Source organism: Haliea atlantica, assembly GCF_054779855.1.
In genome coordinates this window covers 101,720-118,891 of the sequence record NZ_BAAGXL010000010.1, presented here as the reverse complement: position 1 = coordinate 118,891, position 17,172 = coordinate 101,720, and the positions used below count along the sequence as shown (strand labels likewise).

Annotated in this window: 27 protein-coding genes; all 27 read left to right on the top strand. The window is 59.0% G+C overall.

The annotated features are described in order from the left end of the window. The first annotated feature begins 331 nt into the window (after positions 1–331). The 27 genes from ACYVGS_RS09720 to ACYVGS_RS09590 all read left to right on the top strand — a co-directional run bounded on the left by ACYVGS_RS09720 (position 332) and on the right by ACYVGS_RS09590 (position 17,167). The gene (locus ACYVGS_RS09720; RefSeq protein ID WP_460588486.1) at positions 332–1,609 is read left to right on the top strand and encodes an ATP-binding protein; all 1,278 of its coding nucleotides are present in this window, start codon (positions 332–334) and stop codon (positions 1,607–1,609) included. A gap of 159 nt (positions 1,610–1,768) precedes the next feature. Further along, positions 1,769–2,371 carry a hypothetical protein gene (locus ACYVGS_RS09715; RefSeq protein ID WP_460588485.1) on the top strand — a complete coding sequence of 201 codons (603 nt, stop codon included), beginning with the start codon at positions 1,769–1,771 and terminating at the stop codon, positions 2,369–2,371. Positions 2,372–2,488: 117 nt separating this feature from the next. Next, positions 2,489–2,857, top strand: coding sequence for a hypothetical protein (locus tag ACYVGS_RS09710; RefSeq protein WP_460588484.1), 369 nt, complete (start codon positions 2,489–2,491; stop codon positions 2,855–2,857). A gap of 141 nt (positions 2,858–2,998) precedes the next feature. Then, positions 2,999–3,580: a hypothetical protein gene (locus tag ACYVGS_RS09705; RefSeq protein ID WP_460588483.1), complete on the top strand. Its 582-nt coding sequence runs from the start codon at positions 2,999–3,001 to the stop codon at positions 3,578–3,580. Positions 3,581–3,683: 103 nt separating this feature from the next. Next, positions 3,684–4,196, top strand: a complete 513-nt coding sequence (locus tag ACYVGS_RS09700; RefSeq protein ID WP_460588482.1) for a hypothetical protein — start codon at positions 3,684–3,686, stop codon at positions 4,194–4,196. A 40-nt stretch (positions 4,197–4,236) separates the two neighbouring features. After that, on the top strand, positions 4,237–4,527 hold the full coding sequence (locus ACYVGS_RS09695) for a putative quinol monooxygenase (protein ID WP_460588481.1): 291 nt from the start codon (positions 4,237–4,239) through the stop codon (positions 4,525–4,527). A 104-nt stretch (positions 4,528–4,631) separates the two neighbouring features. Beyond that, positions 4,632–5,321 carry a hypothetical protein gene (locus ACYVGS_RS09690; protein ID WP_460588480.1) on the top strand — a complete coding sequence of 230 codons (690 nt, stop codon included), beginning with the start codon at positions 4,632–4,634 and terminating at the stop codon, positions 5,319–5,321. Between the two features lie 139 nt (positions 5,322–5,460). Next, the gene (locus ACYVGS_RS09685) at positions 5,461–5,889 is read left to right on the top strand and encodes a hypothetical protein (RefSeq protein WP_460588479.1); all 429 of its coding nucleotides are present in this window, start codon (positions 5,461–5,463) and stop codon (positions 5,887–5,889) included. A 141-nt stretch (positions 5,890–6,030) separates the two neighbouring features. After that, positions 6,031–6,567: a DUF2238 domain-containing protein gene (locus ACYVGS_RS09680; RefSeq protein WP_460588478.1), complete on the top strand. Its 537-nt coding sequence runs from the start codon at positions 6,031–6,033 to the stop codon at positions 6,565–6,567. 12 nt (positions 6,568–6,579) lie between these two features. Further along, on the top strand, positions 6,580–7,020 hold the full coding sequence (locus ACYVGS_RS09675; RefSeq protein WP_460588477.1) for a YqaA family protein: 441 nt from the start codon (positions 6,580–6,582) through the stop codon (positions 7,018–7,020). A gap of 45 nt (positions 7,021–7,065) precedes the next feature. Next, the gene (locus ACYVGS_RS09670) at positions 7,066–7,443 is read left to right on the top strand and encodes a hypothetical protein (protein ID WP_460588476.1); all 378 of its coding nucleotides are present in this window, start codon (positions 7,066–7,068) and stop codon (positions 7,441–7,443) included. A gap of 39 nt (positions 7,444–7,482) precedes the next feature. After that, positions 7,483–7,887, top strand: a complete 405-nt coding sequence (locus ACYVGS_RS09665; protein ID WP_460588475.1) for a DUF2784 domain-containing protein — start codon at positions 7,483–7,485, stop codon at positions 7,885–7,887. Between the two features lie 26 nt (positions 7,888–7,913). Next, positions 7,914–8,231, top strand: a complete 318-nt coding sequence (locus ACYVGS_RS09660) for a Dabb family protein (RefSeq protein WP_460588474.1) — start codon at positions 7,914–7,916, stop codon at positions 8,229–8,231. Between the two features lie 79 nt (positions 8,232–8,310). Continuing rightward, on the top strand, positions 8,311–8,973 hold the full coding sequence (locus tag ACYVGS_RS09655; RefSeq protein WP_460588473.1) for a hypothetical protein: 663 nt from the start codon (positions 8,311–8,313) through the stop codon (positions 8,971–8,973). Positions 8,974–9,040: 67 nt separating this feature from the next. After that, positions 9,041–9,211: a hypothetical protein gene (locus ACYVGS_RS09650; protein WP_460588472.1), complete on the top strand. Its 171-nt coding sequence runs from the start codon at positions 9,041–9,043 to the stop codon at positions 9,209–9,211. Between the two features lie 43 nt (positions 9,212–9,254). Next, on the top strand, positions 9,255–9,668 hold the full coding sequence (locus tag ACYVGS_RS09645) for a cupin domain-containing protein (RefSeq protein ID WP_460588471.1): 414 nt from the start codon (positions 9,255–9,257) through the stop codon (positions 9,666–9,668). A 47-nt stretch (positions 9,669–9,715) separates the two neighbouring features. Continuing rightward, entirely contained in the window at positions 9,716–10,441 is a 726-nt protein-coding gene (gene bla / locus ACYVGS_RS09640) for an MBL fold metallo-hydrolase (protein WP_460588470.1), read from the top strand. Positions 10,442–10,450: 9 nt separating this feature from the next. Beyond that, positions 10,451–11,710 (top strand): MFS transporter, encoded by a 1,260-nt coding sequence (locus tag ACYVGS_RS09635; RefSeq protein WP_460588469.1) that lies wholly within the window; start codon positions 10,451–10,453, stop codon positions 11,708–11,710. A gap of 81 nt (positions 11,711–11,791) precedes the next feature. Further along, the gene (locus ACYVGS_RS09630; RefSeq protein ID WP_460588468.1) at positions 11,792–12,556 is read left to right on the top strand and encodes an exodeoxyribonuclease III; all 765 of its coding nucleotides are present in this window, start codon (positions 11,792–11,794) and stop codon (positions 12,554–12,556) included. A 27-nt stretch (positions 12,557–12,583) separates the two neighbouring features. Beyond that, positions 12,584–13,102 (top strand): P-loop NTPase family protein, encoded by a 519-nt coding sequence (locus ACYVGS_RS09625; protein ID WP_460588467.1) that lies wholly within the window; start codon positions 12,584–12,586, stop codon positions 13,100–13,102. 4 nt (positions 13,103–13,106) lie between these two features. Beyond that, positions 13,107–13,571, top strand: a complete 465-nt coding sequence (locus ACYVGS_RS09620; RefSeq protein ID WP_460588466.1) for a YaiI/YqxD family protein — start codon at positions 13,107–13,109, stop codon at positions 13,569–13,571. Further along, entirely contained in the window at positions 13,556–14,575 is a 1,020-nt protein-coding gene (locus ACYVGS_RS09615; RefSeq protein ID WP_460588465.1) for a sodium:calcium antiporter, read from the top strand. Before ACYVGS_RS09620 ends, ACYVGS_RS09615 begins: the two co-directional genes overlap by 16 nt. 26 nt (positions 14,576–14,601) lie before the next feature. Beyond that, positions 14,602–15,006, top strand: a complete 405-nt coding sequence (locus tag ACYVGS_RS09610) for a YkvA family protein (RefSeq protein ID WP_460588464.1) — start codon at positions 14,602–14,604, stop codon at positions 15,004–15,006. Then, positions 15,003–15,710, top strand: coding sequence for a ZIP family metal transporter (locus ACYVGS_RS09605; RefSeq protein ID WP_460588463.1), 708 nt, complete (start codon positions 15,003–15,005; stop codon positions 15,708–15,710). The genes ACYVGS_RS09610 and ACYVGS_RS09605 overlap by 4 nt, the downstream gene beginning before the upstream one ends. Positions 15,711–15,715: 5 nt before the next feature. Beyond that, the gene (locus tag ACYVGS_RS09600) at positions 15,716–15,955 is read left to right on the top strand and encodes a hypothetical protein (RefSeq protein ID WP_460588462.1); all 240 of its coding nucleotides are present in this window, start codon (positions 15,716–15,718) and stop codon (positions 15,953–15,955) included. Positions 15,956–15,985: 30 nt separating this feature from the next. Continuing rightward, complete coding sequence (locus ACYVGS_RS09595; RefSeq protein ID WP_460588461.1) at positions 15,986–16,264, top strand: acylphosphatase; 279 nt, start codon at positions 15,986–15,988, stop codon at positions 16,262–16,264. 15 nt (positions 16,265–16,279) lie between these two features. Then, positions 16,280–17,167, top strand: coding sequence for a beta-keto acid cleavage family enzyme (locus ACYVGS_RS09590; RefSeq protein WP_460588460.1), 888 nt, complete (start codon positions 16,280–16,282; stop codon positions 17,165–17,167). Positions 17,168–17,172: the final 5 nt, after the last annotated feature.

Below are 17,172 nucleotides of genomic sequence, written 5' to 3'. Positions count from 1 at the left end.
TGATTGCCAGCCCTGCGGGCTCGATCCTGAAATCCACATGAAATGACGAAGAACCAGAAAATGGGTTTGATTGGCTGGCGCACGTTGTACTGGATACCGACTTCTCGCTAGTAGGTGCTTGCCTTGCGCCTTATGCTCAAGTCTGGCCTGAGATAGAGCGGACTACAGGAAAAGTAGGGTTTCCAACGTCATCAAAGCTGGCCGGCAGTCGGCTAATTACGTCTGAAGTAAATGCAGCCCAGTTGGAGTTGGGTTTTGGCATTTAACAAGGCCATTAAGGTTGTTCCGGGCCTTTGGCCCTCCACCGGACGCCCTTGTCAGGGCGCCGCTTATGGCTGGCGTTATATTATTTATCACACTATCGGGGGATCAATTGAAAAAAGTTAATCCATTCAAACCGCACAGTCCCGCTCCTACAGCGATGTTTGCAGGACGCTTTAACGAAATTGATGCCTTTGAGAAGGGGTTACACCAGACTAAACATGGAAGCCCAAGTAATTTTTTAATTACCGGTGAACGCGGCATTGGTAAGTCTTCATTGTTAATGTTATACAAGCCTCTCGCTAACGGAGGTATTGAGACTAATTATGGGAATTTTAATTTTATTACGATAAATGCAGTTATTTCTTCCAGAACAAACCTTTTGACATTTATTAAAATTATCGATCGCGGTCTAAAACGTGAACTCGGTAAAATTGAGTCAGTTCGATCTTTTTTGAACCACACTTGGGAGTTTGTTCAAAGAATTAAAGTAATGGACTCCGGTATTGAGCAGGCCATAGGTACAGAAGATCCCGATTTGGTAATTGATGATTTTTCCTACTCTCTTGCCGAAACTTGCAATCGCATCGCTAATCCAGAAAAGGGTGAGCAAGCGAAAGACGGTATCGTTATCTTCATAGATGAAGCTGACAATGCATCAGGTGATCTACATTTAGGTTACTTTATTAAGGTTGTAACAGAGATGCTGCAGCAGCATGGATGTAACACTGTAATGTTTGTAGTTGCGGGCCTCCCTGATGTTATTGAAAGATTGTCTGCTTCTCATGAGTCTTCATTGCGAGTGTTTAATCAAATAAAAGTTAAAGAGTTAAGTCCTCAAGACAGGCATTATGTTGTTGAGCGTGGCATGGAAGAAGGCAATAAGGTCAATGAGGGGTTAACGACTATAACTTCAGACGCAAAAAACCATATTTCAACGCTTTCGGAGGGATACCCTCATTTTATTCAGCAATTTGCATATTCGGCATTTGATAAAAATACCGATGGTGAAATTTCGGAAGACGACGTCCTTAATGGTGCGTTCGATGTCGGTGGAGCTTTGGATGCTATTGGTAGTCGATATTATGCATCGCAATATCATGAGCAGATTAAATCTGACGAATATCGACAAGTTTTATCGATTATGGCGGAGAATATGAGCTCCTGGGTTAAGAAAAGTGAAATTAGAGAGAAGTTTACAGGCAACGACCAGACGCTCACGGACGCCTTGAAGGCCCTGACAGCCCGTAAGATTATCCTAAAGAACCCATCTAAAATTGGGGAGTACCGACTTCAGCAACGTGGTTTTGCTCTTTGGATAAAGCTGTTTGGTAATCGTCGTAAATAATATAACAAGTCACGGAAGGCGGACGCGTTAGACGCGCCGCTTCGTTTAGCGTTAGGGTCACTCATGGATAGCACAGCTTCATACCTGAAAGACGAGTTAAGAGAAACATTTAGAGTAATCGATACATGCCTAGCATGCGTCTATTCAGGGGAGGTTCATATGTATCGCGCATTGGCATCTCAATTGAGAATATTGTTGTGCGACACAAGATACAAAAAAGATAACTCATTGCTTGTTGCGGTTTACCCTAATTTAGAAGTCTCAGGTTTAGAGTCAATAAATTGGTCTAGTGAAAAATCTGGCCATATTTCTATAACTCAAACTGAAGCTGGTTCTAATCGTGTTGCTCAAATGCCATTTGAAATTACTCAGTTTTCGAATGGACTTTCGGTCGCTGATTTACAACTAACAAAATTGACTCTCGTTCCTATTGAGCAATGGTGTGAGCAAATAGTAACTTATAGCCCTTCTACATTAACCATTAAAGAGATCATCCGCTCTGTAGCTGATAAGGGTGGCGGTGCACATATCGATGCAACAATGTCACCAGCCTTAAGGTATATGCGCCAGAAAACACCAGTCGGCGAAACATATGCTCAGCTTTTTATCGTAGCTATCGGTAGGTTTCTTCAGGCTCTGGGAGAAAAGCTTTTTTCCTACAGTGGCTGTAAAGTTCCGGAAGTTCTTTTAAAACAAAAGCAGCACAAATATAACCTAGGTATTGTGGCTAATCATGAGTGGTCAGATGCGCTAGAACCCTAGCAAGGCCGAGCACAATCGTGCAATGCAAAAATCGCATTGCACTGGACAGCCTACGCTGCGCTTCGGCTGCCTGTGTTGGCGGCGTTAGGTGGATAAATAGATCGGAGAAATATAATTATGCGAGGGCACGTTGAAGGTATTGGAGTTTTCCTATTCATAGGCATGGTTTTTTCATCTCAAACCCATGCCGAAGATAATCGAAAAATTTGGGAGTGCAATAATGGAAGTTATTACATTAAAAAAACAGAGCATAACCTTTGGCTTGTCGAAGACGGAAAAGACTCCTATGTAAAATTCTATGAATCTCGCATAGCAGCAACATACTACATGCACGGTTTAGAAAGAAGGTGGGATTGGGAGGGCGGCAACTTTAGCGTTCGACTCAAGCCCGACAATACAGCACTATACTTCGACTTTAGTGCAGTTGAGGGCGGCGAGACTACTACAGCCAAATCGCTATTTGGGTGTAAAAAAATCCAAGGATAGAAATGTACCAATCGCGCTTCGTGTCATCACCTAACAAGGCGCCCAAGCTCACTCCGGGCGCAAAAAACGCGCCCTTCGCGGGACGCATTACGCGTTGCTCCATGCGCCCCTTGGCTTTGCGTTATAAAAAAGGGATAGTGCGTGCCAAAACTGGATTTGTCTGAGGATACGAAAAGGCAACGAAAGAATTTAATGGTGACAACCATTCTTCTTATTTTCATTGAGGCGGCCGATGTTGGCTTCGGTGATAGTGTTAGTTTCCTTGGCGCGACTCTAAGCATAGGAAATCCTGAATTCATTCATCATGGTGTTCTTGTTTTCCAAATTTATTTTTTGTGGAGGTTTTACCAATATTTCTCCACAGACAATGCCTATGGGGTTTTGATATCCCAATATAAAGAATATATTGAATCAAAAACTTCAATTGCAATTGTAAGGCTTATTTGCAAACCTAAGGATCTTAAGGGTCTGAGCGGCGAATATAAGTTTGAGGATTTAAAAAGCAAAGATTTTTTTAAGTATCATGTTGATGCTGCAATCATTGATAATAAAAAATCATATGACCCGGAGACCATAAAATTTGAAGCAGAAATATCTAAAATCAGAGTGCTAGTCTCTCGTTTTATGGCATTTGTAACTTTCATTTTTAGAGGCAGGATATTAACTGATTATTTTGTGCCCTACCTGCTTGTTGTAATTTCGGTAGGGTGGCAATTTTTATAACAAGTCGCAGCAGTACGCGGCCGATGGCCGCCGGACGCCCTTTCCGTGGCGCCTTCGTCGCCACTCCAAGGTCGCCGCTGTGCTTCGGCGTTAGGTGGATCAGATGCACATTGCAGTCTTACTGATCGGTTGCTTTTTCCTAGTGAATTCATCACGGTCGGATGATAGTTGGAATGTAGAATTTGGAACAGTAAGTGGCTGGGGTAGTGGGTTTCAGATATTGTTAGATAATACAAACCACTACGACTATATCGAAAGAGACTTTTCCGAAGCCGGAGAGTGTGTTGGTCAATTTGATCCCGCTGATTTCCGTTCGATCGGGCTATTAGTTAACGTCATTTTACGTGAAGAGCACCCAGTGAAGCTCGCTAGACCAGAAGGCGGATGTGCTGACGAAACCACTTATTATATTCGGGTAGAGCAAGGCGCTTCGAGCCAGGTAGTGGCTGAATATGGATTCAGTTCAATACATTTTTGCAGGGCTGTTAATTTTCCAGAATCCGTGTCCAATCTTGCCCTCAAGCTTGAGCGCTTGGGAGCTACGAAGCTGAAGAATAAATGTTTGAGGGAAATGGCTCTAAATCCATCTAACAAGCCAAGGTTGGGGCCGCAATGACGCGCCCCGAGCTGGGGCGTTATACGCCGGGGAGGCAGAGTTGCCAAAAATAACTTTAAGAGGCCACATAGTCGTTCCGGCTGAGAATCTGGACGCGGTGCTGAGGGAGCTGCCATCACATATTGAGCAGACACGCATGGAGGCAGGATGCGCGGTCTTCGAGGTGACTCAAGATCGAGGTGATCCGAACCTCTTCAAGGTGTACGAGGAGTTTGTTGATCGTAGTTCATTCGAATTTCATCAGGAGCGAGTGCAACGATCAACCTGGGGGCAAATAACCACGAATGTGCAGAGGCACTATGACTTAACCGAGGCCAGCGGTGACCTATGACAATCGCACGCAACACGAAGCAGAAGGTACGGCCAGGCGCCCTCCACTGCGTGTCGGGTGTCGCTGGTACGGGCCTTGCGCATCATTCCAAATATCGAGAAGCCATGAAACGTGAAATGCGAACGGGCGGCGTAGCCGCGATAATTCAGGCGTGCTGTTATGTCCTGGGCTTTGTATTGCTAGCGACGTCGATGAACCCCGGAAGCACGGAAGGGTGGACGCAGGTTCAGAAGCTCGAGTTCATTCTTGAGCGACAGTCGATTTTCGTATTCTGGAACATCGTCATATACGTGGTTTTCGGGGCGGCACTGGTGGTTCTGGCTGTCGTACTCCACAGGCTGCTCCAGTCTGCATCTCCCCTTGTGGTATCGATTGCAACTCCATTTGGCCTCATCTGGGCTGGCCTGGTTATCGCGAGTGGGATGGTTTCGAATGTCGGGCTTTCCTGGGTTTCGCAGGCGTATGAAGCAGGGCCTGAAGCGGCGGCACAGAGCTGGGCGGTGATCGGTGTCGTCCAGGATGGAATAGGCGGGGGTGTGGAAGCGGTCGGTGGGCTTTGGGTTCTTCTCGTCAGTGTCGCCTCGCTTAAGGCGCGCGCAGTCCTCCCCACGACGATTAATCTGCTGGGTTTTGCTGTTGGCGTCTGCGGTGTTGTAACGATCGTGCCGGCACTGGGTGACCTGGGAGCCGTTTTTGGCCTTCTGCAGATCGCATGGTTTGTCGGCGTCGGCATCGTGTTGCTTCGTGCAAATGGCGATCAACAAATCGATGCGCGATTATCGTTTCATGGATAGATTCCCCGGGGCGAATCATTTCGGGGTGTGGCCTCTTTGAACGCTGGGGTCAGACGGTTGCCCGGTTTATCAGCCCCGAGGGTGTGTTGGTGGGTCTGAGTTATGCGCCGTGGCTGCATGAACAGGACAAGGAATGCTGATGTATCAACCCCGGCGGATCGAGACACACAGTGACTGGCTGGACGACGATGGCCTGAAGATCTACTGCATCTCGCAGAACGGAGACCCGGTGGAACAGGGCCCGTTCAGGCAGAGGCTTTGTGCCGTGAAGCAGGCGAGGGCGCTGTCCTGGGCCGAGAGGCCGGGCTTTGTCATCTTCCACGAGGGGGCCACCGCGCGTTATCTGGTCCTGGTCTATTGGGGCAATGACAACGAGCTTTTTCCGATTGTCTCCGTCGAGACAGAAACAGGCTGGGTTGAAGCGCCTGAGCGCTATTCCTTCTGCCTGTGGGATCTCGAGGTCATGTGGCAGGAGCGACAGCTGTATATTGAGCACTGCTACAGTGGCGCAAAGGATCTGGCTGCCTACCGCCGGGCAAGGCCGGCTATCTGGGTACACAGTAGTTAGAATGACAATCTATCGGCGCCTTGGTCTTGGCGCGTTTGTCAGGAGTACGCCGTCATCAAGCTTTTATGGATCGCGATTTTTCTGCTGACCCTGATCTGGTCCGGCATCAACCCGAAGGATCAGTTCACCTGGTTCCTGGAGGTGCTGCCCGCCATCATCGGCGGGGTGCTGTTGGCGTTCACTTACAAGACCTTCAGGCTTACCCCCCTTCTCTATGGCTTGATACTGTTGCACTGTGTCGTGCTCATGGTCGGTGGCCACTACACCTATGCCGAAGTCCCGCTGTTTGATGGCCTCTTCGGCTCGGAGAGGAACAACTACGACAAGGTGGGGCATTTTTTTCAGGGCTTCGTGCCGGCCCTGTTGGCCAGGGAGATCCTGATCCGGAAAGCGGTGGTCAACGGGCGTCTCTGGCGTGACCTTTTTGTCGTGTCGGTATGCCTGGCATTCAGTGCCTTCTACGAGCTGATCGAGTGGTGGGTTGCCCTCGCCAGTGGGCAGGGTGCGGAGGCCTTCCTGGGTACGCAAGGTTATGTCTGGGATACCCAGTCGGACATGGGCTGGGCTTTGGTCGGGGCGATCGGCTCACTGCTGTTGCTCTCCAGGCTGCACGACCGTCAGCTGGCAAATCTGCCGGCGGGCAGTGCGGTCCCCCGCGAAACGCGCTCTGCACCATAGGTCCCGGAATCCATGGAGTATCTTTCCGAATTCGGGTATCTGGGCCTCTTCACGGCTGCATTCCTGGCGGCGACGATCTTGCCCCTGAGCTCCGAAGTCGTGTTGACCGCCTTGCTCCTGAGTGGTTTATCCCCGGCAGCACTGGTGATCACGGCCACGGCCGGCAATGTCCTGGGCTCACTGGTCAATTATGCCCTGGGCTACTGGGGTGGTCTGCTGGTGGTAAAAAAGTGGCTGGGGATCTCCGAGGACGCGTTTGAACGCGCGGAGCAGCGCTTCGTTAAGTACGGCCTGTTTTCCCTGCTTTTTGCCTGGGTTCCCATTATTGGCGACCCGCTGACGGTTGTGGCCGGCGTTTTGCGGGTGCGGCTGTGCTGGTTTATTGCCCTGGTGGCCGTGGGTAAATGGCTGCGGTATGTTGTGATCAGCGATATGGTGTTGCGTGTCGCGTGAGGGGCTTGCCCTCGAACATTCCTGCCACGTCATGGAGGCCGCGCAATGCGAAAGACCGACAGGAAGACGGAAAACCTGATCATCAGGGCCCTGACCGAGGCCTGTGAGATCGCCCTGGAACGCTTTGATGGCTTCCGCTGGCTGACCCACTTCGTCGACTATCAACGTTTCCCGGCCTCGCTGACGATCGTCTGCGTGTATGACACCAATGCACAGCTCGCCCATGCCGACCGGGAGGCGATGTGTGAGCTGATCAAGGCGGAGCTGGCCGCTGTCGGGATACCCATCAAGGATATCCGGCGACAGGTGCGCTTCGACACCGAAGAGAACTGCCGGGACGAGAACCATGGCAAGTGGCGCGAGCGCTTCCGCGATGGTCACGGTGCGCCCCACGACGTTAGCGTCTCGTTGACCGATCCGTGAGCAGCGCCGGCCGTGCCCTTTAGCGCGAGGTGAAATGGCGTGTCGATACCGCTATTGTTGCTTCTGCTGGCAGATGCCATCCTGGTCCTGCACCTGCTATTTGTGCTCTTTGTCGTGCTGGGGCTCGCGGCCATCTACCTGGGTTACCTGTTCCGGTGGCAATGGATCAGGCAGCGGACGTTTCGCTTGCTGCATTTGCTGGCAATCGGCGTTGTGGTCCTGCAGTCCTGGCTCGGGATGATTTGCCCTTTGACACGCTGGGAAATGGCGCTGCGGGCCGAGGCGGGGGCCGAGGTCTACGCCGGCTCGTTCATCCAGCATTGGGTGCAGGCCCTGCTGTATTACCGCGCGCCCGACTGGGTGTTTGTGGCACTGTATACCGGTTTCGGCGCTCTGGTGCTTGCCAGCTGGTTTCTGGTGCGGCCTCAAGGCCGCCCGCGTTAACTGACTCACTGACGGTGTCATATTCCATGATCAAACATGTCGTCCTTCTGAACTGGAAAGCGGATGTCACGCCCTCCCAGGTCGAGGCCGTCAGCGCGGCTTTCGACGGACTTCGGCAGGAGATACCGGAAATCGTCAGCTACACCTTTGGACCGGATGCCGGTATCTACCGCGGCAATGCGGACTATGCCCTGATCGCCGAGTTTCGTACCGAGGCGGATCTGCAGGCCTACGTCAAACACCCCCGTCATCAGGCACTGATGGCCGAGGTGACCGGGCCGATCATGGCGTCGTTCCAGTCGATCCAGTTCAGGGACGCGAGCCAGGTGGCTGGTGACGCCTGACACAGAATAAATCGAGGCGCTGTCGTGAGCCTGAGAAGGTGTTCAGCGTTGCCAAAAGCGAGAGGGGGAGTAGGGGAAGATGAACAAACTGTCGTTATTGCTGGTTTTGGTGTTGCTGGCGGTGGTGGGGGCCGCGGGGTTCGGCTACGCGGAGATGCGTCACCGGGTGCAAGTTGCGGAGGAAACTGCCGAGCGCGAGATTTCTCTCAGGCAGATTAACGTCAGGAATTCGATCCCGTCGCAGGAAAGTGAATTCATTTTCTCCAGGGTTACTAATCACTACACGCACTACTACAACAAGGTGTTCACTGCCGCCGTGGTGAGTAGGGACACGGTCAAGATTGTCTACGAGTGGCCCTACACTTTCAGCTTTGGTATCAAGGTTCCGGACGGCTGGGACTGGTGCATTCAGCATGTCGAGGGGGAGCCGGGCTATGTGCAGGTAAATTCGCCGTTTCCCACCTTCATCAGTTCCAATCCACCCCGGCCGAAGGAAAAGGACATCATCAATGGCTCTGCCTATGCCGTAAACGACCAGACCCGGGCCGACGAGATGGAACAGTTGTCCTTGCAACGGGTCGAGGAGGATGCACAACAGTACCTCGCCGACGAGCATGTGCAGAAAAATATTCGGCTGGCCTTTTCCAAGCACCTGCAGGATGTCATGAACCTCAGTCACCCGGACTCTAATCCGGTCGCCGGGGTGACGCTGAACTACGTGGCGGAATCCGCGTGTTTGTGAGGGTATGCCTGGCTCCCCTCCCTCTTTCTGCGGTATTGTCGCCATCGCAAATTCCTGGAGAGTGACCGTGATGCAGAAATGGTTGTTGGCTGTGTGCTGTGTGTGCCTGCCCGTGCTGGGCGGCTGTGCCCTGCACGAGGTGAAGGGCGAAGTCGGTGGTGTGGAAGTCGAGGCTCGCACCAAATCCGGCAATGGTGATTTCTGCCCGCCCGGGCAGGAGAAAAAAGGCAATTGCTGAGCGCTGACAGGCGCTAATCGCGACGTAACAGGGAGGTTCAAGCGTGCGCACACTGGTGACCGGTATTCGCGATGGCAAGTCCTGTGTCGTCAGGGAGATTGACTGCAGGGTCCAGGGCGAGGGGCTTTCCATGATCCAGCTGCTCGACCTGGATCTCGCGGCGCTGCCGCCGCGACCGCCGGGCCGGGGCAACTTTGTCGATCTGGGCGTGCCCCCGGGCACCTTTCGCTGGTCGCGCCTTCGCTTCCAGGCGGGGCAGTCCTGGGCCATGCACCACACCGACACCATCGACTGCCACACGATCCTCTCGGGCACCATCGACCTGCTGTTGGACGACGGCCGCCACACCCTGGTGGCCGGGGATTGCGCGGTCGTGGCGGGGGTGGATCACGGCTGGCAGGTGGGGCCCAAGGGCTGCGAAACCTCGATCATCCTGCTGGGTACGCCAGCCCCCTAGTTTCTTCCCATCACAAGCGTTCCGTCCCATCACCAGGAGGACAGTGCATGAAGGTATTGATCGCCCTGTTGTGGCTTGCGCTGCTGCCGGTCGCCGGGGCTGCCGAGCCGTCCACCCTGCAGGTGGAGCCCCTGGGCGAGGGCCTGTACCGGCACATTTCCTACCACCAGGTCGCGGGTTACGGCCGGGTGGACAGCAACGGGCTGGTCGCGGTGTCGGCCGGGCGGGCGTTGATCGTCGATACGCCCTGGTCTGCTGCGGATACCGAGGCGCTACTCGACTGGATTGAGGCGCAGGACTACGAGCCGGCGGGCGCCCTGGCGACCCACTTTCACGACGACAGTGCGGTGGGTTTGGGCGTGCTGAATGCGCGGGGCGTTCCCACCTATGCCTCGCGGCAGACCAACGCGCTGCTGCTTGCCCAGGGCAGTGCCGTCGCCACGCAGGTGTTCGATGGCGAGTCCTTCACGCTGGGGCAGGGACTGCTGGAGGTATTCTTCCCGGGGCCGGGCCACTCGCGGGACAACCTGGTGGTCTGGCTACCGCGGCACCAGCTGCTGTTTGGCGGCTGTTTCGTCAAGGGCCTGGCCTGGAACAACCTGGGTTTCGTGGGCGACGCCGCCGTTGATCGCTGGGACGCCTCACTCGCCCGGGTGCAGGCTCGCTATCCCGAGGTTCAGCGCGTGGTGCCCGGGCATGGCGACGTCGGCGATGGCGGCCTCCTTGCGCATACCCGGACCCTGGTCCAGACTGCGGAGAAGGCTTCGAGGTAACCGGCGACTATGATGGCGCTCTCCAGCACCGGGTTTGCCGTATTCGGCGCCGCGCTGGTCGCCATCAGCTATGGCATTGCGCGTTTCGCCTTTGGTCTCTTTGTGCCCGCCATCCGCACCGACCTGGCCCTCACTCCATTCGAGATCGGCGTGGTTGGTGCCCTGCCGCTGATCAGTTTCCTTTTCGCCACGCTGGTGGCGCCCCTGGTCGCGGATCGCCTCGGCGCCCGCAATGCCGCCGTGCTCTCCAGCGCCTTCGGCGTTGCGGGGCTGGTCCTGATCAGTCAGGCGAGGGGGGCGACGTCCCTGGGCGCCGGCGTGATTGCCTGCGGCATCTGCACCGGCCTGATGATGCCGGCCCTCACCGCGGCCATGCAGGCCCTGGTGCGGCGCTCCCTGCACGGGCGGGTGAGTGCGGTGATGAATGCGGGCACCAGTGTCGGGGTGATGCTCGCGGTGCCGGCTGTGCTGTTCCTGGTGGGGGCCTGGCGCTTTGCCTACCTGTCCTTTGCCGTATTCGCTGCCCTCGGGCTGCTCGCCGCCTGGCTGCTGATCCCCTCGGTGTCGCGGGTCACACCGGCGGAGGCCAGCCCGCCGCCGCGCATCGCCGCGCTGCAGTGGTGGCGCCTGTTGCGGCTCGCGCTGTTTGCCGGGGTGATGGGTTTTATTTCCTCCGCCTACTGGATCTTCGCGCCGGACCTGGTGGTGCGCCACGGCGTGCTGGCCCCGAGCGCCACCGGCTGGCTGTGGCTGGCGGTGGGTCTGGCCGGCCTGGGTGGCGCGGTGGTGGCGGATCTGGCCGACCGCAACAACCCGCCGATTACCCACGCCCTGATGCTGACCATGCTGGCAGCGAGTCTGGCCCTGCTGGCCGCGAGCCCGGGGCAGCTGCCGCTGGCGGTGTTCTCCGCGCTGGTCTTTGGCCTGGCCTACATGAGCCTGACCGGGCTCTACCTGGTGACTAGCCTGCGCCTGTTGCCCGGGCGTCTGTCGATGGGCCCGGTGCTGCCGTTCATGGCGGTGTCCCTGGGGCAGGCGGTGGGTTCCCCGGTGGTCGGTGCCCTGGTGAACAGCTTTGGCTACGCCAATACCTTTGCCCTGTTCGCGGCGGTGGGCATCCTGGTGGCGGTCCTCTCGCCGCTCTACCCGCGCTATCTCGAGCAGCCCGTGGACGAGGAGCTGCAGGAGCAGACCGGCCTGCAGGCGGCCTGGGATAACCAGCTGCAGGTTGTGGAGGAGGAGCTGCCGGCGCCGCACCCCGATACCTGAGGCCCGTCGCGGCCGCGGATTTTTGAGTCCCGCCCGCGGGCGTGCTATACAGGGCGCCTTTCCCGACACCGGATGGAAACCATGCGAATTGCCTCCTGGAACGTCAACGGCATCCGCGCCGTGATGAAAAAGGATTTTGCCCAGTCACTGCACACCCTGGATGCGGACATCCTCTGCCTGCAGGAAACCAAGGCCCAGGACGACCAGGTGGTGACCGCGCTGGAGGGCGTAGAGGGCTACCACGTGCACAGCAACTCCGCGGAGCGCAAGGGCTACTCCGGGGTGGCGATCCTCACGCGCCGGGCGCCGATGCGGGTGTTTCCCGACATCGGCCTGCCCGAGCACGACGCCGAGGGGCGGGTGCTCACCGCGGAGTTCGACGATTTCTACCTGGTCACCGTCTACACCCCCAACTCCGGCAACGAGCTGGTGCGCCTGCCTTACCGGGAAACCTGGGACCGGGCCTTCCTCGAATTCGTGCAGGGCTTGCAGCGGGACAAGCCGGTCCTGATGTGCGGCGACTTCAACGTGGCGCACCGGGATATCGACATTGCGCGTCCCAAGCCCAACTACAACAAGAGCGCCGGTTACACCCAGAAGGAAATCGACGGCATGGACAGCATCGTCGCCGCCGGTTTCGTGGACACCTTCCGCCACTTCCACCCGGACACCGTCAAGTACAGCTGGTGGAGCTACCGCGCCGGCGCCCGGGCCAAGAATGTCGGCTGGCGCATCGACTACTTTCTCGGCAGCCGCGCGCTGGTCGAGGAGCGGGTGAAGGCGGCGGAGATCTGGAACGACATCCACGGCTCCGACCACTGTCCGGTTAGTGTGGATCTTGCCTGAGTGGGTGTCGCCAGGGCAGGGAGCAAGGTGAACCGCATTATCGTCTTCGGCAACTCCGGCTCGGGCAAGTCCACCCTGGCTGCGCGGCTGTGCCGTGAGCACGGCCTGGCCCACCTCGACCTGGATCCGTTGGCCTGGCTGCCCACTGAACCCCCGCAGCGCCGCCCCCTGGAAGACTGTGATGCCGCGCTGGAGCAGTTCCTGGCGGGGCACGCGAGCTGGGTGATCGAGGGCTGCTACGCCGACCTGCTGGCGCGGGTGGTGCCGCAGGCCACCCAGGCAATCTTTCTCAACCTGCCGGTGGCAGCTTGCCAGGACAACGCCCGGCGCCGGCCCTGGGAGCCGCACAAATATGCCTCCCGGGAGGCCCAGGATGCCAACCTGCCCATGTTGCTGGCATGGATCGCGGACTACACGCAGCGGGATGACGTCTTGTCCCTGCGCGCCCACCGGGCGCTGTTCGAGGCCTTTCCCGGGCGCAAGCGGGAAATCACCGACAATGATGCGCTCTGGGGTCTGAGCGACGATGAGCCGACAGGGAGATAAGGGCATGAGGATCTGGGTGGACGCGGACGCCTGTCCAGTGGTGATCAAGGAGATTCTCTACCGGGCGGCCAACCGCACCGGTACGCCGCTGGTGCTGGTGGCCAACCAGTCCCTGCAGACGCCGTCCTCGCCGCATATCTCCAGCCTGCAGGTGCCCAAGGGCTTCGACGTCGCCGACAACGAGATCGTGCAGCGCTGTGAGGCGGGCGACCTGGTGATCACCAGCGATATTCCCCTGGCGGATGAGGTGGTGAGCAAGGGGGCCCAGGCCCTGAGCCCCCGGGGGGAGCTGTTTACCCGGGAGAACATCAAGGCGCGCCTGAACATGCGTGACTTTCTCGACACCCTGCGCAGCAGCGGCATCCAGAGCGGCGGGCCCTCGGCCCTGTCGGCCAGTGAAAAGCAGGCCTTTGCCAATCGCCTGGACCGCTGGTTGAGCCAACGGGCCCGGCAATGTTCGACACCCTGACCGCCAGCGTCGTTGCCTTTGCTGCCGCGGCCCTGGTCATTACCCTGGCCGGCAGTCAGCTGGCCCGGGTCGCCGACGAGCTGGCGGATCGCACCGGCCTCGGCGAGGCGATGTTCGGCGTCCTGCTGCTCGCCGGCGCCACCTCCCTGCCGGACTTTGCCGCCACCCTGAGCGCGGCGCTGGATGCGCGCCCGGAGCTGGCCATGAGCAACATTATGGGCAGCATGGCGGTCAACCTGGTGTTCCTGGGGATTGCCGACATGCTCTACCGCCAGGCCAATCTCGAACACGCGGCGGCGTCCCCGGCCATTCTCATGCTCGCCGCCCTGTTGATCGTGCTGCTGAGCCTGCCCCTGCTGGCGATGGCCATGCCCCCGGTCAGTGCCTTTGGCGTCCACCCGGTGACGCCCTTGATTACCTTGGGCTATCTCTACGGCCTGCACCTGGTGCGGGGTACCCAGGAAAAGCCCATGTGGTTTCCGCGCCCCACTCGGCAAACCGTGCGCGACCGCCCGGCGCCCTATGCGCGGGAGGGGCTGGCGGCGGCCTGGGGCCGCTTTGTCGTCCTGGCGGCTCTCACCGCCCTGGCCGGCTGGATACTGATGGAGGCGGCCAAGGGCATCAGCGACCAGGCCGGGCTCTCCGATACCCTGGTGGGGGGGCTGCTGACTGCCCTGGCTACCTCCTCCCCGGAACTGGTCACCACCATCGCCGCCATCCGCCACGGCTCGCTGACGTTGGGCGTCAGCAATATCTTCGGGACCAACTGTTTCAACATGCTGGTGGTGGCGACCGCCGACATCGCTTATCCCGGCGGCTCGATCTACCACGACATCGCGCCCCTGCAGATGACCTGGGCCCTGGTCTGTATCCTGATGACCGCCATCCTGTTGATGGGTATGCTGAAACGCGAGGTATTCGGTATCGGTCGCATCGGCTTCGAGAGTGCGCTGATGCTGGCGGTCTACGCGCTGGCCGTCGCCGTGGTGGTGGCGGCCGCCTGATGGTCGAAGAGCCAGGGAGGCAAGGGATGCGCCCGGAGGTGAGGAAGGGCCTGTTTTTCCGCCGCGCCCGGCAGCGGGCGGAGCGCTATCTGCAGGAGCCCGAAAAGCTGCGCGGCCTGGTGGAACGGGCCTCGCGCAAGGCGAGCGAGCGGGTCTCGGCGCTGGACCCGCTGCGCGAGCGCCTGGCCGCCTGCTTCCGGCTGATCAAGGCCTACGGCCAGGGGCGCTACCGCACCATCCCGTGGAATTCCGTGCTGATCCTGGTCGCCGCGGTGGTGTATTTCGTGATGCCCATCGATGCCGTGCCGGACTTTATTCTCGGCCTGGGCCTGCTGGATGACGCGGCACTGTTGGGCTGGGCCCTGAAGACCTTCCAGTCGGATATCGACGTGTTTCTCGCCTGGGAGCGCGAGCAGGAGGAGCAGCCGTGAGCCCGCTGTTGATGATTGGCCTGGTGTCCTGGCTGGCGGGTATCGCCGCCTTCGTCGGCGGTTTTGGGGCGCAGCTGGAGGGCAGCGCCGAGAGCGAAGGCAAGCGCGAGCTGATCCACGGCATTGTCGCCTTCGGCGGCGGGATCCTGATCGCCGCGGTGGCCTTTGCCCTGGTACCGGAGGGGGTGGCGGCGCTGCCCCTGTGGGCGCTGGCCCTGGCCTTCTGCGGTGGCGGCTTACTCTTCTGTGCCCTGGATGCCCTGATTACCCGCCACGCGGGCAACCGTGCCCAGTTCCTGGCCATGCTGCTGGACTTCGTGCCCGAGGCCCTGGCCCTGGGGGCACTGTTCGGGCACGGGGGCGGCGGCATGCTGCTGGCGCTGTTTATCGGTGCCCAGAATCTCCCCGAAGGATTCAATGCCCACCGGGAGAACCTCGGCTCGGGTGTCGCCCCGCGCACCTCGCTGCTGGGGCTGCTAGGGGTGAGCCTATTGGGCCCGCTTGCGGCCTGCTGCGGTTACCTGTTCCTGCGCGACCAGCCCCTGCTCACCGGCACGATTCTGAGTGCCGCGGCGGGGGGCATCCTCTACCTGGTCTTCCAGGACATTGCGCCCCAGGCGCAAATGCGTCGACACTGGTCGCCGACCCTGGGGGCGGTGCTCGGCTTCGCTTTCGGCATGGTGGGCAAGGAACTGTTGGGGTAAGGACGATGCGACTGATTGCTGTGCTATTGAGTCTGCTGATATTCGGCCTGCTGATCTACCGGCAGTTGCAAAGTAATCCCGGCGCGGACTCAGCGGTGGACCCTGAAGCCGAACGCACAGCGGCACCCCGGGTGCCGACTGCGCCCAAGCAGTTGCCGGCCTTCGAGCAGCAGATGCAGGATTATGTGAAGGAGGCGGCGGCGCAGCGGGCCGCGGCCATGGACGCCGCCGAGCGTGGCGACTAGGGTGATGCCTTGCACAAGGATGGAGATGCCATGACAGAGAGCCGTTATTTTCGCGTGACCGGGCGCGTCCAGGGCGTGTTCTATCGGGCCAGCACCCAGGCGCGGGCAGAGGAGCTGGGGCTGACCGGCTGGGTGCGCAACTGTGCCGATGGCAGCGTCGAGCTCGAGGCGAGCGGCGACGCCGAGGCGTTGCGGCAGCTGGAAAGCTGGCTCTGGCAGGGCCCGGAGCGGGCGCAGGTGAGCGCAGTGGACGTAGCCGAGGGCGCGGGGGAGCCAGTGTCCGGCTTTGAAGTGCGACGAGACCAATAACAAGGGAGCAGCAGCATGGCGAAGGCAACCGGCCCGGTGATCATCGAGGCGGCCATCAACGGGGTGACGACCCGGGAGCAGAACCCGCGGGTGCCCATTACCCCCGAGGAGGTCGGGGCCGAGGCCCTGGCCTGTATCGAGGCCGGGGCGGCGGTGATTCACAACCACACCACGGTGTTCGGCCAGGGACCGGAGGCTTCCGCGGATGCCTACCAGGCCGGCTGGGAATCCGTCCTGGCGGCCCGTCCCGACGCGCTGCTCTACCCCACGGTGGACTACGACGAGAACGGTGTCAGCTACGAGCACCTGGCGGCACTGGCGCGGCGCGGTTGCCTGCGCATCGGCATCTGCGACCCCGGCTCCATCAATCTCGGCAGCATGGGCGAGCGCGGCCCCGAGGGCATTGTCTACGCCAACAGCTACGAGGCGATCGGCCGCTGCCTGGATATCCAGACAGAGCACGGCCTGGGCCCCAGCTTCGCCATCTACGAGCCGGGCTTCCTGCGCACGGTGCTGGCCTTCCAGCGCAAGGGGCGGGTGCCGCCGGGAGGCATGCTCAAGTTCTACTTCTCCACCGAGCGCGGTCTGTTCGGAGCGCCCTTCGGCCTGCCGCCCACCCTGCAGGCACTCGACATGTACCTGGATATCCTGGGTGACTGCCCGATGCCCTGGGCGGTCTCGGTGGTGGGCGGCGATGCCGGGCGCTCCGAGGTGGCAGCCGCGGCGCTGGAGCGGGGCGGCCATTTGCACGTGGGGCTGGAGTTTTTCCACGGCGAGCGACAGCCTTCCAATGTCGAGTTGGTGCGCGAGGCGGTGGCCCTGTGCGAGCAGCACGGCCGCCCGGTCGCCACCCCGGCGCAGGCGGCGGAGATCCTCGGCCTGCCGTCGCGGCCCCGAGGGTAATCGCG

Excerpts from the sequence above, each read along its gene's own strand:
- ACYVGS_RS09720 (WP_460588486.1), top strand. The coding sequence starts at position 332 with ATGGCTGGCGTTATATTATTTATCACACTATCGGGGGATCAATTGAAA.
- ACYVGS_RS09715 (WP_460588485.1), top strand. The coding sequence starts at position 1,769 with ATGTATCGCGCATTGGCATCTCAATTGAGAATATTGTTGTGCGACACA.
- ACYVGS_RS09710 (WP_460588484.1), top strand. The coding sequence starts at position 2,489 with ATGCGAGGGCACGTTGAAGGTATTGGAGTTTTCCTATTCATAGGCATG.
- ACYVGS_RS09700 (WP_460588482.1), top strand. The coding sequence starts at position 3,684 with ATGCACATTGCAGTCTTACTGATCGGTTGCTTTTTCCTAGTGAATTCA.
- ACYVGS_RS09690 (WP_460588480.1), top strand. The coding sequence starts at position 4,632 with ATGAAACGTGAAATGCGAACGGGCGGCGTAGCCGCGATAATTCAGGCG.
- ACYVGS_RS09685 (WP_460588479.1), top strand. The coding sequence starts at position 5,461 with ATGTATCAACCCCGGCGGATCGAGACACACAGTGACTGGCTGGACGAC.
- ACYVGS_RS09675 (WP_460588477.1), top strand. The coding sequence starts at position 6,580 with ATGGAGTATCTTTCCGAATTCGGGTATCTGGGCCTCTTCACGGCTGCA.
- ACYVGS_RS09670 (WP_460588476.1), top strand. The coding sequence starts at position 7,066 with ATGCGAAAGACCGACAGGAAGACGGAAAACCTGATCATCAGGGCCCTG.
- ACYVGS_RS09660 (WP_460588474.1), top strand. The coding sequence starts at position 7,914 with ATGATCAAACATGTCGTCCTTCTGAACTGGAAAGCGGATGTCACGCCC.
- ACYVGS_RS09655 (WP_460588473.1), top strand. The coding sequence starts at position 8,311 with ATGAACAAACTGTCGTTATTGCTGGTTTTGGTGTTGCTGGCGGTGGTG.
- bla (WP_460588470.1), top strand. The coding sequence starts at position 9,716 with ATGAAGGTATTGATCGCCCTGTTGTGGCTTGCGCTGCTGCCGGTCGCC.
- ACYVGS_RS09635 (WP_460588469.1), top strand. The coding sequence starts at position 10,451 with ATGATGGCGCTCTCCAGCACCGGGTTTGCCGTATTCGGCGCCGCGCTG.
- ACYVGS_RS09630 (WP_460588468.1), top strand. The coding sequence starts at position 11,792 with ATGCGAATTGCCTCCTGGAACGTCAACGGCATCCGCGCCGTGATGAAA.
- ACYVGS_RS09620 (WP_460588466.1), top strand. The coding sequence starts at position 13,107 with ATGAGGATCTGGGTGGACGCGGACGCCTGTCCAGTGGTGATCAAGGAG.
- ACYVGS_RS09615 (WP_460588465.1), top strand. The coding sequence starts at position 13,556 with ATGTTCGACACCCTGACCGCCAGCGTCGTTGCCTTTGCTGCCGCGGCC.
- ACYVGS_RS09610 (WP_460588464.1), top strand. The coding sequence starts at position 14,602 with ATGCGCCCGGAGGTGAGGAAGGGCCTGTTTTTCCGCCGCGCCCGGCAG.
- ACYVGS_RS09600 (WP_460588462.1), top strand. The coding sequence starts at position 15,716 with ATGCGACTGATTGCTGTGCTATTGAGTCTGCTGATATTCGGCCTGCTG.
- ACYVGS_RS09595 (WP_460588461.1), top strand. The coding sequence starts at position 15,986 with ATGACAGAGAGCCGTTATTTTCGCGTGACCGGGCGCGTCCAGGGCGTG.
- ACYVGS_RS09590 (WP_460588460.1), top strand. The coding sequence starts at position 16,280 with ATGGCGAAGGCAACCGGCCCGGTGATCATCGAGGCGGCCATCAACGGG.